We start from the raw sequence: 13,721 nt of genomic DNA on the forward strand, positions 1-13,721 counted from the left end.
AACGAATCCATTTGGGGCGCAAGAGGGATCGTTCCGAATGTCGTGTTTTTTCAGCCGGGTACGTGGAGTTCAACCGCCCACCTTGTCTAAGTCACTAAGATGACATGGCTTTTGGCGTCATACCGTTGCTCCGGACGAAAAATTGCCCGCAGCCGAAGCGTTTTCGACTGCGGGCAACCCGTGCATTTTCAGGAACGGTCGATCAAATCCGTCCCATCAGAACCAGGATCAGCACGATGACCAGCACCAGTCCGAGACCGCCCGAAGGGCCGTAACCGTAATTATGATAACCCCAGCTTGGCAGCGCGCCGATGAGGAACAGAATGAGCAGGATGACAAGGATGGTGCCGAGCATGTTTAACCCTCCACTATTGGCATGTGTCCGACTGCTTCAATGACGCAGCGCGTGAAAAGTTCCCTCTTCCGGCCTCTCCAGCAGGCTGAAAGAATGACGGCAGACGTGCCGTTTCAACAGGTTACACCGCTTTTGCCCAGACATGATGGTCCGGCCGGAAGGGGCGTGCCGTCCCCCGCGCCTGGCGGATTAATGTCCCGGACAGTGAAGATGAGGAACTGTGCATAGTCTCGCGCGTCGCATCCATCGCGAGTTCTGGATCGCTGCAATTTATTCGAGGTAATTTCTCGCTCTATGTCTATTTTCGGTTGTCCGCCATAGTGAAGACAGTCCCCCGTACCCTGAAACCGGCGGGAGACGGAGAGATCCGGCTTCGCTGGCAGTGCGCCGGATCTCTCCCGCCCCCTCCCTCGCTCCGTCCCACTCCTGCCGCAGGCAGGTCGGCACACGTACATGTGACCGACGACCATGCGTGCTACCCCTTGCCTCGTCTCAGCCTCTCCGGATAGACCCCCGTGACGGGAGGGAGAAACGAGAATCATATGTCCGGTTTTGCGAACCTCATCCCGCTTTTCATCTTTGGCTTCCTCGTCTATTTTTTCTTTCGCTGGGTCGCGCGCGACATTCAGAACCCAAAGCGCAAGTAGTCGGAAGGAATAATACTGCCGCATCCGCCGCTTCCGGGAACCTCCGCGCCTCCATATCGTTTTTGCAGATGGACCTCGGAGGACAGGATGAAAACGCTCGCATCATCGGCCGCAATAGCCCTTTCGCTCGCGCTTGCGGGATGCACGACCGCAGGTCCGGCACCCTATGTGGAGCCCATTCCCGGGAGCATCATCTATAAAGGCCAGCCGCGCACGAAGCTGACGAAGTCACCGATTGGCAGCACCTTCACTCATGAGTTCCGCATAGACAGCAGCACAAGGGCGGTGGAAACCTATCGCATCGCGCCGGACCGCTCGCTGGAACTCATTGACCGGCGCATCCTTCGCGAATGGCTGTTCGGACGCGACGACTGACCGCACCGGTCGGCTCCGAAACGGATTGCGCATCCCGCCTGCTTCGTTTAGAGCCGGGCGCGAAACCAACATGGATGAGCGATGAACACGCGCTGGCAGAAACCCGTCCTGATCGCCTTCGAAACGCCGGGTGATTATACGAGCATCGAAACAACCCAGGCCGCCTCCTGGGCCCTGATCGAGGACTGGCCGGTGGAGGATGGCGAGGCGCTAGACAAGGCGCTGCTGGTCTGCGCCGCCGTGGATGCCGGCAGGAAAAAGCCTGAAGACGCGCGCAAGGCCTTCATCGCCGCCGCGATCGAAGCGGGGCTCGACATCAAGGCGTAACGGCCCCGTCACGCGTCGCGACGGAGGCGCCAGGGGCGCTAACGTCAAGTTCATGGTTCGATGGATCGATACAGAGGAAAGCGTCCGGATATATGAAAAAAGCCCTGTTCATCTTTCTTCTCTCCTGCCTGGCGATCGGCCTTCTCGGCCACCTCGTCGTGGCTTTCGTCGTCACCGGCTGACACGCCGTAAATCAGGCGTTAAGAATCCCTAAATTTCATTCTGCTGTTATGGAACCGCGTTAAACTTTTTCCGTTCTCTTTTCGATCGAACAAGGAGGATTGAAATGCGTGACGGACTGAACGGTTTTCTTGAAATTTCGATGATCGGCTTCGTGGTTGCAAGCTGCCTCTTCATGGTGAACCTGCCGATCTGATCGGGGAACGAGCTTCGCAGGAGAGCATCGCGGTTAAGCTGGTGATGATGCCACCGGCACAGAAAATGCGGCCTTTTGGGCCGCATTTCTTTTTCACTGGACTTTCAGGATCAGGCAGAAAGCTTGGCGGCGATTTTCGCCACATGCGCGCCCTGGAAGCGCGCACCTTCAAGTTCGACTTCGGAGGGCTGGCGGGAGCCGTCGCCGTCGGTAATGGTGGAGGCGCCGTAAGGGGAGCCACCCTTGATTTCATCGACACCCATCTGGCCCTGGAAGGCATAGGGCAGACCTACGACGGCCATGCCGTGGTGCAGGAAGGTCGGCAGGAAACCGAGAATAGTCGATTCCTGGCCGCCATGCTGGGTGGCGGAAGAGGTGAAGGCGGAACCTACCTTGCCGACGAGCTTGCCGCCGAACCACAGGCCGCCCGTCTGGTCCCAGAAATTGCGCATCTGCGAAGCGACCGTGCCGAAGCGGGTGCCGGCGCCGACGATGATGGCATCGTATTCAGCCAGTTCGTCCACGGTGGCGATCGGCGCCGCCTGGTCGAGCTTGAAATGCGAAGACTTGGCGACCGCTTCCGGCACCAGTTCCGGAACGCGCTTGACGACGACGTCTGCGCCCGCCGATTTTGCACCCTCGGCGACAGCATAGGCCATCGTTTCGATGTGACCGTAGGAAGAATAATAGAGCACCAGAACTTTCGTCATTTTCTTTGTTTCCTTTGGGTTTATCGTTTCCGGCGTCCCGACCAGAAGCCTTTTCAAAAACGTGATGATGATTATCGGCGACCCGTTACAAGCATGTGATGAAAATCTAGCTCACAGGCTTCTTCCACGCCAGCGGCTTATCGGCATACGCACTGTTCACCATAAGTGAACGGAAAAGCGAAACGTCAACTATTTGCCGAAATACATTTTTTCAAAACCGCTTTGCAATCATCGGGCACGGGGCTAACGTCTGATAAAACAGATGACGAGTACACCCATGTCCAATCCCTCTTCCGCTCAATCCGTCGTGACCGCCGCCATGCTCGCCATTGGCGACGAGTTGCTTTCGGGCCGTACCAAGGACAAGAATATCGGCCACCTCGCGGACGTGCTGACCATGTCCGGCATCGACCTCAAGGAAGTGCGTATCGTTGCCGATGAGGAGGACGCGATCGTCGAAGCGCTGAATGCGCTACGCAGCCGCTATGATTATGTCTTCACCTCGGGTGGCATAGGCCCGACCCATGACGACATCACCGCGGATGCGGTTTCCGTGGCGTTTGGCCTTCCCTGCGAGCACGATGCCGAAGCCTTGCGGATACTTGGCGACATGTACCGTGCCCGTGAGATGGAATTCACCGATGCGCGCAAGCGCATGGCGCGCATGCCGAAAGGTGCTGTCCACATCGCCAACCCTGTTTCCGTCGCCCCCGGCTTCATCATCGGCAATGTCTATGTCATGGCCGGCGTGCCGCAGGTGTTCCAGGCGATGCTCGACAACGTCATGCCGACGCTCCGCACCGGCGCCAAGGTGATGTCGCAGGCCGTACGCTCACCGTATGGCGAAGGCGATATCGGCACGCCGCTGACGGCCATCCAGAAAGCCCATCCCGAAACCAGCATCGGTTCCTATCCGAAATATGACGGGCAACGCTTTTCGACGGAAATCGTGGTGCGCGCCCGGGATGCAGGCGTGCTGAAGGCCGCGGCGGATGCGGTCGCGGCCATGATCGAAGCCATCGGACAGGAGAAAAGACTGGCGGCAGGCAAGGGCGACGCAACGGCTTGAGCGAGAAAGGGCCTTTGACAAACGGGCTTTGACCAAAATCAAGGTGGCGGCCTGCAAAGGCGGCCACTCTCCCCACAGAAATTAGATGTCACCGAGGAGAGATAAATGGGTTACAAAACGATATTGGCAGTGGTCGACAATGTTTCGAACACACAGAAGCTCGGCGAATTCGTGGTGAGCCTTGCAGACCAGTTTTCCTCGCATGTCATCGGCCTGCACATGGAAACGCTGGCCGCCGTTCCCCTCGTCGCGCCGATGGAAATTCCCGATCCCGCCACCGTGCAGGCCCTGCAGGATGTGGCACACAAGGAAACCACCGATGTCGGCACGCTTTTCGAGCGTACGCTATCGGCCAACGGCATCTCGCATGAATGGCGAAGCTTCGTTACCTCGGTGGGTTACGCCTCCGCCTCTGCCATCGACAGCGCCCGTTGCGCCGATCTCGTCGTCGCCCGCCAGAGCAGTTCCTCGGCTTTGTCGGACAGCCGCACCGATATTGACAGCTTTCTCTATGAAAGCGGCCGTCCCGTTCTCCTCGTCCCGCATGTGCTCACCGTCGCCAAACCGATCAAACGCGTCCTGATCGCCTGGAATGGCTCTCGCGAGGCGACGCGCGCCACTTTCGACGCCCTGCCCTTTCTGAAAGCCGCCGACAGCGTCGAGATATTCTCCGTCGACCAGGCAGAAAGCGAAACGCAGTCCTCCGGGTTTGCCGGTACGGAACTGGCCGCCACGCTCGCCCGCCACGGCGTGAACGTGACGGTGACCTCACAGGAAAAGATTGCCGGCCTTTCGCCGCAGGCGGCCATCGAAAATCGCCTTTCCGATAACAGCATCGACCTTCTGGTCATGGGCGCTTACGGCCATTCCCGCTGGTGGGAACTGCTGTTCGGCGGCGTTACCCGCACGCTGCTCGATTCCATGACGGCGATGACGCTGCTGTCGCGTTGAATATGGATGCGGCGCAAATGGCGCCGCCAGCCCCCGCCATCTCGCTCGAAAGGAGCGTCCGCCACTGGTTTCTTCTCCCCGCCGGGGAGAAGTCCGCGGCAGCGGGATGAGGGGGCGTGGGTAGAGATAGACCGAGAGCCAGTCCCCTCATCCGACCCTTCGGGCCACCTTCTCCACCACAGGGGAGAAGAACCAAGCGGCATTCTCTCAGCCAAAATCACGCCGGATAAGCGCAAAGCTTGCCTTTTTGCCGGTCTTGCGGCTATTAGCCAAAGCCATCGACAATTTTGACCAGATGGTAGACGACATGTCCCTTCCCGATAAAGCCTTTCCCGTTTCCTGGGACCAGTTTCACCGCGACGCCCGTGCGCTTGCATGGCGTCTTGCCGGTCTCGACAAAGAGTTCCGGGCGATCGTCTGCATCACGCGCGGCGGCCTCGTTCCGGCGGCGATCATTTCCCGCGAACTGAACATCCGCATGATCGATACGGTCTGCATCGCCACCCGCCATGACTACGTCAACCAGGGTGATACGGTCCTCTTGAAAGGCGTAGCCCCCGAACTGACTGTTGATGCCGGCGAAGGCGTGCTTGTCGTCGACGATCTGACCGATACCGGCAAGACGGCGCTCGAAGTGCGCGAAATGCTGCCGAAGGCGCATTTTGCCTGCGTTTACGCCAAACCGAAGGGCGTGCCGACCATCGATACTTTCGTCACCGAAGTGAGCCAGGACACCTGGATCTATTTCCCCTGGGACATGGGCTTCACCTATCAGGAGCCGATCGCCAAGGGATCGCGCGGCTGAGTGCCCACAGGGACCCATTTCTCATCCGTCATTGCGGCCTTGAGCCGCAATCCAGCCACGGCGCGTCTGCGCCGTGAGTCTCTCGCGATCAAGGACTTGATCGCGCTGGACCCCGGATCTGGTCCGGGGTGACGGAGTGCGGATGCACCAACCGCGCAAGACTTCCCCCAGCAATATACACTCTTTCGCCGTCCCACCCGGGGCGGCTTTTTTGTGTGAAAAGGCCTTTTTGCCGACAGCGGAAAACACGGAAAAACCGCAGTGTCGCCATTATGCCTCACCCCGGAAATGCGGGGTTTTGCCTTTCCGTTGCGGAAACCAGCCTCGCGCAAGCTTCAAATTTTTCCGCCAAGTCACTGATTTTTCTGAGAGCTTTTCCTATCCCCGTTTTCCACAGGCACTCCACACAATATCTTGTGGTTAAAAATGGGTTTCAATCTATGGCTTGACGAATCTGTGCCGCGAGAGGAAAGTGACAAATATGTTGCGGCGGCAACGAACCGGAAAGTAACGAGGCCGGTTCTTCTCCATCTTTAGCGCGCATGTCCAAACGGCGTCCCGGCCATGAGGGGGCGGTTCGCCGATGGCTTTTCTGCGCCTTCGGAACCGCCAAAAACATTACACGGGGACTGGCAGCAAGAATGTGTTAACACTATATATAGTAGGCTTGCAGCCATCTTAAACACGAGATACAGGGATGACATCCAAGGATGAACATCCCATCAGATCGGCAACAACCGGCTGCGCGAAGGCATCGCACGGCTGGAACGAATTTTTGCGCCCTTCACCGGGCGCCCCAATGGACGAGGACAGAAACCATGCGCATTGAACGCCGCTTCACGAAGCCCGGCCAATCGCCTTATGCGGAGATCGACTTCCGCAAGGCCGTCAGTGAAATCAAGAACCCGGATGGATCCATCGTGTTCCGTCTGGCTGACATCGACGTTCCCGCGCAGTTCAGCCAGGTTGCCACCGACGTTCTGGCGCAGAAATATTTCCGCAAGGCCGGCGTGCCGAAGTTCCTGAAGAAGGTTGAGGAAAATGACGTTCCTTCCTTCCTCTGGCGCTCCGTGCCCGATGAAAAGGCTCTGAAGGATGTTCCGGAAGCCGAGCGCTACGGCTCCGAGACCGATGCACGCCAGGTTTTCGATCGCCTGGCCGGCACCTGGGCCTATTGGGGCTGGAAAGGCAAATATTTCTCGTCCGAAGAAGATGCCCTCGCCTTCCGCGACGAGCTTGCCTATATGCTCGCCACCCAGCGTGTTGCCCCCAACTCCCCGCAATGGTTCAACACCGGCCTGCACTGGGCCTATGGCATTGATGGTCCCGGCCAGGGCCACTTTTATGTCGACCCCTTCACCGGCAAGCTGACCAAGTCCAAGTCGGCTTACGAACATCCGCAGCCGCACGCCTGCTTCATCCAGTCCGTTGAGGACGACCTCGTTAATGAAGGCGGCATCATGGATCTGTGGGTGCGTGAAGCGCGCCTGTTCAAATACGGCTCCGGCACTGGCTCCAACTTCTCCTATCTGCGTGGCGAAGGCGAAAAACTCTCCGGCGGCGGCAAATCGTCAGGCCTGATGAGCTTCCTCAAGATCGGCGACCGCGCAGCCGGCGCCATCAAGTCCGGCGGCACGACCCGCCGCGCAGCGAAGATGGTCGTCGTTGATGCCGACCACCCCGATATCGAAGCCTATATCGACTGGAAGGTGAACGAGGAGCAGAAGGTTGCCGCTCTCGTCACCGGTTCCAAGATCGTCGCCAAGCACCTGAAGGCGATCATGAAGGCCTGCGTCAACTGCGAAGCTGACAACGGCGATTGCTTCGACCCGGCCAAGAACCCTGCCCTGAAGCGCGAAATCCGCGCCGCCAAGAAGGACATGGTGCCGGAAAACTACGTCAAGCGCGTCATCCAGTTCGCCGAGCAGGGTTACAAGGACATCCAGTTCAAGACCTATGACACGGACTGGGATTCGGAAGCCTACCTCACGGTGTCGGGCCAGAACTCCAACAACTCCGTCTCGCTGAAGGACGATTTCCTGCGCGCTGTCGAAAATGACGGGGACTGGAACCTGACCGCCCGTAAGGACGGCAAGGTCATGAAGACGCTGAAGGCCCGCGACCTCTGGGAAAAGATTTCCCACGCCGCCTGGGCGTCTGCCGACCCGGGCCTGCACTTCAACACGACGATGAACGACTGGCACACCTCGCCGGCGGCCGGTCCGATCCGCGCTTCCAACCCGTGCTCGGAATACATGTTCCTCGACGACACGGCCTGCAACCTTGCCTCGCTGAACCTTCTGCAGTTCAAGGATCAGGCGACGAAGCGCATCGATATCGCCGATTACGAACACGCCGTCCGCCTGTGGACCGTCGTGCTCGAAGTGTCCGTCATGATGGCGCAGTTCCCCTCGCGCCAGATCGCCGAACTCTCCTATGAGTACCGCACGCTGGGCCTCGGTTACGCCAATATCGGCGGCCTCCTGATGTCCTCCGGCATTCCCTATGACAGCGCCGAAGGCCGCGCCATTGCCGGTGCGCTCACCGCCATCATGACCGGCGTGTCCTATGCCACCTCGGCCGAAATGGCCGGCGAGCTCGGCCCCTTCCCGGGCTTTGCGCCCAACCGCGAAAACATGCTGCGCGTCATCCGCAACCACCGCCGCGCCGCCCTTGGCCAGTCGGAAGGTTATGAGGGCCTGTCGGTCAACCCGGTCGCACTCGTCCATGGCGACTGCCCGGATCAGGACCTGATCGCCCACGCAACGGCCGCCTGGGACAAGGCGCTGGAACTTGGCGAAAAGCACGGCTACCGCAACGCCCAGACAACCGTTATCGCGCCGACAGGCACGATCGGCCTCGTGATGGATTGCGACACGACCGGTATCGAGCCCGATTTCGCGCTGGTGAAGTTCAAGAAGCTCGCCGGTGGCGGTTACTTCAAGATCATCAACCGCGCCGTTCCGGATGCGCTGCGTTCGCTCGGTTACTCCGAAAGCCAGATCGCCGAGATCGAGGCCTATGCCGTCGGCCATGGCAATCTCAACCAGGCTCCCGGCATCAACCCCTCGACGCTGAAGGCCAAGGGCTTCACCGATGAGAAGATCGAGGCCGTCAACGGCGCGCTGAAGAGCGCCTTCGACATCAAGTTCGTCTTCAACCAGTGGACGCTCGGCGCCGACTTCCTCAAGGAAACGCTGAAGGTTTCCGACGAGCAGCTTTCCGACATGAGCTTCAACCTGCTCGAGCACCTCGGCTTCGGCAAGAAGGACATCGAAGCGGCCAACGTTCACGTCTGCGGCGCGATGACGCTGGAGGGCGCACCGTTCCTGAAGAACGAGCACCTGCCCGTCTTCGATTGCGCCAACCCCTGCGGCAAGATCGGCAAGCGTTACCTCTCCGTCGAATCGCATATCCGCATGATGGCGGCGGCTCAGCCCTTCATCTCCGGCGCGATCTCCAAGACGATCAACATGCCGAACGATGCGACGGTGGAGGATTGCGGTGCAGCCTACATGCTGTCCTGGAAGCTGGCGCTGAAGGCAAACGCCCTTTACCGCGATGGGTCCAAGCTTTCCCAGCCGCTCAACGCCTCGCTGGTGGAAGATGAGGACGAAGAAGACCTGATCGAAGAGCTGATCCAGCAGCCCGCCGCACAGCAGGCCGTGACGATCACCGAAAAGATCGTTGAGCGCGTCATCGAGCGCGTCTCGCGCGAGCGTGAAAAGCTGCCGAACCGCCGTCAGGGTTATACCCAGAAGGCAACTGTCGGCGGTCACAAGGTCTATCTGCGCACCGGTGAATTCGGTGATGGCCGCATCGGCGAAATCTTCATCGACATGCACAAGGAAGGCGCCGCCTTCCGCGCAATGATGAACAACTTCGCCATCGCCATTTCGCTCGGCCTGCAATATGGCGTGCCGCTGGAAGAATATGTGGAGGCTTTCACCTTCACCAAGTTCGAACCGGCCGGCATGGTGCAGGGCAACGACGCGATCAAGAACGCCACGTCGATCCTCGACTACGTGTTCCGCGAACTCGCCGTTTCCTATCTCGGCCGCCACGATCTCGCCCATGTCGATACGTCCGACTTCTCCAACACGGCGCTCGGCAAGGGTATCCAGGAAGGCAAGACCAACCTCGTTTCCACCGGCTGGACCCGCGGTTACAAGCCGACCATCGTGTCCCGCAATGACGGCGAACGCACCGCTTCCGAGCCCAAGGGATCGGCAACGGCAGCCCCTGCCCGCGCCTCGGCCAACGTGACCTCGTTTGCAGGCTCCGCAGCCCGCAAGCTGGAACCGACAGTCGCCATCGCAACCTCCGAAATCGTCTCCTTCAAGCGGGACTATGAAGAGCGCGCCAAGGAACTGGCCGAAGAAATCGCCGAAGAAGTGATCGACGAGGTCGTCCAGGAAGCCCAGCAGACGGCAACCGCCCTCTTCTCCGACAAGGCCGCCGCAGACGCTGCTTCGGCCAAGACGGAAGCCAAGAAGGTCGAAAACGAACGCCGCATGCGCTCGATCGCTCAAGGGTATACGGGCAACATGTGCTCGGAATGCCAGAACTTCACGATGGTGCGGAACGGCACTTGCGAGAAATGCGATACTTGTGGTGCGACGAGCGGTTGCAGCTAAAAACTACGCTTTATATTCTGGATGGCCCCCACTGAAAAGTCATAAAACGGGGGGGCCGGAGTCATAAAAGCCGACTTTGCTGAGTCATGAAACGACAGCAGATCTGCGATCATCGACTCTAAATCAAAAAATACTTATATTTTCCAGGCACTTATCTGCCTGGAAAATCCCTCACGGAACAAAACAAGAAACAATCGCGTCGGTGGCATGGATGCTCCGACACTACCACTAGACAATCAGCATTCAGATCTGCCGTGAGGCGAGCGAGAAGGAAAGTTGTAATGGGTTGGTCCCAACAGAAATGTCGGCAGCGGATCCGAGAATTCCGCGCTTCAGCACCCGCTGGAACGATTGGCCTCAAGACGTTCGACCAGAACTTTCTGAACCAGCGTCGTGCAATGATCGATGAACGGGTTCGGTTGGGTGGCAGACGTGAGCCGCTGATCTTCGACCTTCCACGCAACAGCGCCATCCGGGTAGATGGAGTTCACGTCTACATCCAGATGCTAGACTTCGCCGACGCGATGATGGAACGAGATCGCGAAACCGAAGCAAGTCATCGGCGCGTCCTCTCGATGTTGCATTTGAACTACGCGGCATGCGATCAGGTGGCTGACGAATTCGAAGCGCAGCGTGTCGATTTTCATGGATCGCGTATGCATGCCGTCATCGTTTCACCACCCGGGCCTGAGAACGCCAGAGAACGTGCCGAGCGTGCGCTGGCATTTGCAGATGCTGCCAAACGCGCGATCGAGGAGGTCGGACGGATAACTGAGGGCGGCCGTTATTCCACACGCATCCGAATAGGCCTGGACAGCGGGGCGGCGGTTGCTGTGAATTCCGGCACGAAGGACGAACGGGAGCCACTTTTTCTAGGCGCGCCAGCCAACTATGCCGCCAAGCTCGCTGAAGGCGACGAGGAAGGGGTGTTCATGTCCAACAGGGTCCGAAGGGACCTCGAAATCCGGACGCTCTCCAGCCTCGATGAACTATTCGAAGAACGCGCAAGTGCTGTCCAGATCAGCCGCTTTGACGGCCTACTTGGGCGACCAAGCGTCCAATCAAAGAGACTGTCGGAGATGGCTATCAATGAGGCTGCATCTAGCGCACGCAACCGCTTCGTCCTCGATGTGGGTACGGATGCCACCTTCTCGTTCCACAGGCACACTCCACCACTCAAAACGATCGACTTCTCACAGTTGATGCCTTCGAAATCAATCAGGATGGGCTTGATGTCAGTTTTCGGCGACATCGATGGATTCACGAAGTACGTAGACGAGTGCATCGCAGGAAATCGCATCGGAGAGATGGTTTCCAATCTCCACGTCATCCGCAGTGAACTGGCCGCCACCCTCTCGGATGACTATCTCGGTCGCAAGGTCCGTTTCATAGGGGATTGCATTCACGGTCTGATCGCGGAGGGAACGGCGTACGAGACCGACGGATCGGCTTCCGTGGTGGCCGCTGTAAAAGCGGCTGGCGGCATGCGCTCTAGCTTCGAACTCTGCCAGGAAGAACTCGACGGCATCGGACAACTCGGTATTGCGATAGGTCTTGAGTACGGCGAAACGCCGATCACGCGGATCGGGATCAGGGGTGACCGCAGCGTCCGCTGCTCTGTCAGCCGCGCGGTATCCCGATCCGAAAGCTTGCAAAGCAACTGTGATGGAGATCAGACGGCCTTAGGCCCGACAGCTCTCGGACTTGCCCCGGCAAGCGTACGCCGGCTCTTCGATGAAGGCGTGGCTTGGGGCCTTGATGCAGGGTCCGTAGAAGAACATCTCAGCGCTCCTCCCCAGGTGAGCAGCGGTGCCGTGACTGCCACGGCGGCACCCTACAGCGTCGGAGGACGATGAGTGCCACTAACCCACCTTCTTGCGGCGGTGCCGGACTGGTTCAAAGTCACCGGCATCACCGCTACCGAGATACTTGGATCCACCTCGCTCCATTTCGACAACGCCGTCGGTATTATCGAGGTTGACCTACGTATCCATGAGGATGAAGGCGTGATTGCAGTCCAGGAGCAGGAACCCGGCACGCGGTTTCCGAAGACATGTCATGAACGCCACCTGCAGTCGGACGAGCATTTCTGCATCGGTTTCAATGCGGGGTACGGCATCGTCTCCTTCGACCACGGCGTGGTCTGGTGGGGTTTGCTCAAGCACTTTCTCAGGCTGCAGCGAGTTGCGGAACGAACCAGACGGTGGCCGCCTCAACAAGAAGTCGCCCACGGTAGCGCGGGCCCCCATCAGCTAGCCGCCTTGGATGCTGCGAGACAACTCGGCGTCGAAACGGAGTACATGGCAATGCTCGCAGGCGAACCAGCCTGGTTCTCCGATCCGGATCTTCAGTTTGACATCGCCGGAACCCTCGGGGATGGATCTCTGCCATGCCCAGTTGGATGCGAACGACATGGAGCTCTCATCCCGCGGTCCGAGTGCTGCCGTCCGGACGCTGTCGCCAAGCTCGTAACCGAAGAAAAGCTCCGACGCGAGGAGGTCGAGTCCTACTACGCGTTCGCAAGAATACTGGGTGAGGAATGCTGCGGAACCATGCTGACCTGCGGACTCAGGGATCCGCAGCGGGTCACTGCCTCAGCCGTATCGATGAACATAGTCCCGAATCCTTAACGGTGATCAATGGCAAAGAACGACCAGCAAGAAGCCTACGAAAAGCTCTTGTCAGCAAACCACGGCAGGATGATCGATTTCAGCAAGTTTGCTGAGACAAAGAACGCAGCCCTTCTAACATTCTGCTCGGTATGGATGGGCGCGATCATCACGCTTCTTAGAGTGCCCGAGGAGCTTCCTCTCGGTTATAGCCATGCATTCCGAGCCGCCCTACCGCTGCTCTTCATCGCAGCGATCATCAGCCTCAAATCGCTAATGCCGAAGTTCCTCGATCAGATGCACAAGCGGGATGACGACTACAAGAACCTTCTCTATTTCGGCGATATCGCCAAGGGTGGGACAAAATGACCTTGCCCCCAAGTTTTATCCAGTTTTGAGTTCGCTCCAGCGGTTTTGGGTTGCTGTATTCGGGGCGGTAGCGGCGGGGTGTGGTGCGGAGCCATTTCGGCTGCGCAGCACCGCATCACGTCGCGGGTTGATTATCTGAGCGAACTCGGCGGGTGTCAGCCAGCCGAGGCCAGAGTGTGGGCGGTGATCGTTGTAATCGTAGCGCCAGTTTGAAAGCGCTGATCGAGCATGAGCTAGCGACGAGAAGAGAGTCTCATTCAGGAACTCGTCTCGCAACCGCCCATTGAAGCTTTCGATGAAGGCGTTCTGGATCGGCTTGCCCGGTGCGATATAGTGCCATTCCACCTTGGTCCGATCCGTCCATTGCAAGATCGCGTTGCTGGTGAACTCGCTACCATTGTCGCTGACGATCATCTTCGGCTTGCCTCGTCCCTCGATGATCCGGTCCAGCTCACGGGCAACCCGCAGACCGGAAAGCGACGTATCGGCGA

Annotated in this window: 12 protein-coding genes; 9 read left to right on the forward strand and 3 right to left on the reverse strand. The window is 58.8% G+C overall.

Going from position 1 to position 13,721, the window contains the following annotated elements; translation table 11 throughout:
• Positions 1 to 202: 202 nt before the first annotated feature.
• On the reverse strand, positions 203 to 355 hold the full coding sequence (locus tag FHW77_RS14375) for a DUF3309 family protein (RefSeq protein WP_004442177.1): 153 nt from the start codon (positions 353 to 355) through the stop codon (positions 203 to 205).
• Between the two features lie 734 nt (positions 356 to 1,089).
• On the opposite strand from FHW77_RS14375, the gene FHW77_RS14380 reads away from it, so the two are divergent.
• Both FHW77_RS14380 and FHW77_RS14385 read left to right on the forward strand, forming a co-directional pair.
• The gene (locus FHW77_RS14380; protein ID WP_004442182.1) at positions 1,090 to 1,377 is read left to right on the forward strand and encodes a hypothetical protein; all 288 of its coding nucleotides are present in this window, start codon (positions 1,090 to 1,092) and stop codon (positions 1,375 to 1,377) included.
• Positions 1,378 to 1,458: 81 nt separating this feature from the next.
• Positions 1,459 to 1,704, forward strand: coding sequence for a DUF982 domain-containing protein (locus FHW77_RS14385; protein WP_004442183.1), 246 nt, complete (start codon positions 1,459 to 1,461; stop codon positions 1,702 to 1,704).
• A gap of 486 nt (positions 1,705 to 2,190) precedes the next feature.
• Here FHW77_RS14385 and wrbA read toward each other — a convergent pair whose 3' ends face one another.
• On the reverse strand, positions 2,191 to 2,790 hold the full coding sequence (wrbA, locus tag FHW77_RS14390) for an NAD(P)H:quinone oxidoreductase type IV (RefSeq protein WP_004442185.1): 600 nt from the start codon (positions 2,788 to 2,790) through the stop codon (positions 2,191 to 2,193).
• A gap of 277 nt (positions 2,791 to 3,067) precedes the next feature.
• Between wrbA and FHW77_RS14395 the strand changes: the two genes are divergently transcribed.
• The 7 genes from FHW77_RS14395 (at position 3,068) to FHW77_RS14425 (ending at position 13,230) form a co-directional block, all read left to right on the forward strand.
• Entirely contained in the window at positions 3,068 to 3,859 is a 792-nt protein-coding gene (locus tag FHW77_RS14395; RefSeq protein WP_004442187.1) for a competence/damage-inducible protein A, read from the forward strand.
• A 105-nt stretch (positions 3,860 to 3,964) separates the two neighbouring features.
• Positions 3,965 to 4,810: a universal stress protein gene (locus FHW77_RS14400; RefSeq protein WP_004442189.1), complete on the forward strand. Its 846-nt coding sequence runs from the start codon at positions 3,965 to 3,967 to the stop codon at positions 4,808 to 4,810.
• A 307-nt stretch (positions 4,811 to 5,117) separates the two neighbouring features.
• Complete coding sequence (gpt, locus tag FHW77_RS14405) at positions 5,118 to 5,615, forward strand: xanthine phosphoribosyltransferase (RefSeq protein ID WP_006698845.1); 498 nt, start codon at positions 5,118 to 5,120, stop codon at positions 5,613 to 5,615.
• A gap of 818 nt (positions 5,616 to 6,433) precedes the next feature.
• Complete coding sequence (locus FHW77_RS14410) at positions 6,434 to 10,252, forward strand: vitamin B12-dependent ribonucleotide reductase (protein ID WP_044460026.1); 3,819 nt, start codon at positions 6,434 to 6,436, stop codon at positions 10,250 to 10,252.
• A gap of 281 nt (positions 10,253 to 10,533) precedes the next feature.
• On the forward strand, positions 10,534 to 12,108 hold the full coding sequence (locus tag FHW77_RS14415; RefSeq protein WP_044460027.1) for an adenylate/guanylate cyclase domain-containing protein: 1,575 nt from the start codon (positions 10,534 to 10,536) through the stop codon (positions 12,106 to 12,108).
• Positions 12,109 to 12,882 carry an E2 domain-containing protein gene (locus tag FHW77_RS14420; protein WP_052808822.1) on the forward strand — a complete coding sequence of 258 codons (774 nt, stop codon included), beginning with the start codon at positions 12,109 to 12,111 and terminating at the stop codon, positions 12,880 to 12,882.
• Between the two features lie 9 nt (positions 12,883 to 12,891).
• A complete protein-coding gene (locus FHW77_RS14425; protein ID WP_182590573.1) occupies positions 12,892 to 13,230 on the forward strand; it encodes a Pycsar system effector family protein in 339 nt (112 codons plus the stop codon).
• Between the two features lie 15 nt (positions 13,231 to 13,245).
• Here FHW77_RS14425 and FHW77_RS14430 read toward each other — a convergent pair.
• Positions 13,246 to 13,721: integrase core domain-containing protein (locus FHW77_RS14430; RefSeq protein WP_182590574.1), on the reverse strand; the 476-nt coding region annotated here is incomplete at its 5' end.

The organism is Agrobacterium sp. RC10-4-1 (assembly GCF_014138475.1).
Classification (GTDB): domain Bacteria; phylum Pseudomonadota; class Alphaproteobacteria; order Rhizobiales; family Rhizobiaceae; genus Agrobacterium; species Agrobacterium pusense.

Bases quoted from the DNA above. Each gene is read 5' to 3' on its own strand.
- FHW77_RS14375 (WP_004442177.1), bottom strand. From the start codon at position 355: ATGCTCGGCACCATCCTTGTCATCCTGCTCATTCTGTTCCTCATCGGC.
- FHW77_RS14380 (WP_004442182.1), top strand. From the start codon at position 1,090: ATGAAAACGCTCGCATCATCGGCCGCAATAGCCCTTTCGCTCGCGCTT.
- FHW77_RS14385 (WP_004442183.1), top strand. From the start codon at position 1,459: ATGAACACGCGCTGGCAGAAACCCGTCCTGATCGCCTTCGAAACGCCG.
- wrbA (WP_004442185.1), bottom strand. From the start codon at position 2,790: ATGACGAAAGTTCTGGTGCTCTATTATTCTTCCTACGGTCACATCGAA.
- FHW77_RS14395 (WP_004442187.1), top strand. From the start codon at position 3,068: ATGTCCAATCCCTCTTCCGCTCAATCCGTCGTGACCGCCGCCATGCTC.
- FHW77_RS14400 (WP_004442189.1), top strand. From the start codon at position 3,965: ATGGGTTACAAAACGATATTGGCAGTGGTCGACAATGTTTCGAACACA.
- gpt (WP_006698845.1), top strand. From the start codon at position 5,118: ATGTCCCTTCCCGATAAAGCCTTTCCCGTTTCCTGGGACCAGTTTCAC.
- FHW77_RS14410 (WP_044460026.1), top strand. From the start codon at position 6,434: ATGCGCATTGAACGCCGCTTCACGAAGCCCGGCCAATCGCCTTATGCG.
- FHW77_RS14415 (WP_044460027.1), top strand. From the start codon at position 10,534: ATGGGTTGGTCCCAACAGAAATGTCGGCAGCGGATCCGAGAATTCCGC.
- FHW77_RS14425 (WP_182590573.1), top strand. From the start codon at position 12,892: ATGGCAAAGAACGACCAGCAAGAAGCCTACGAAAAGCTCTTGTCAGCA.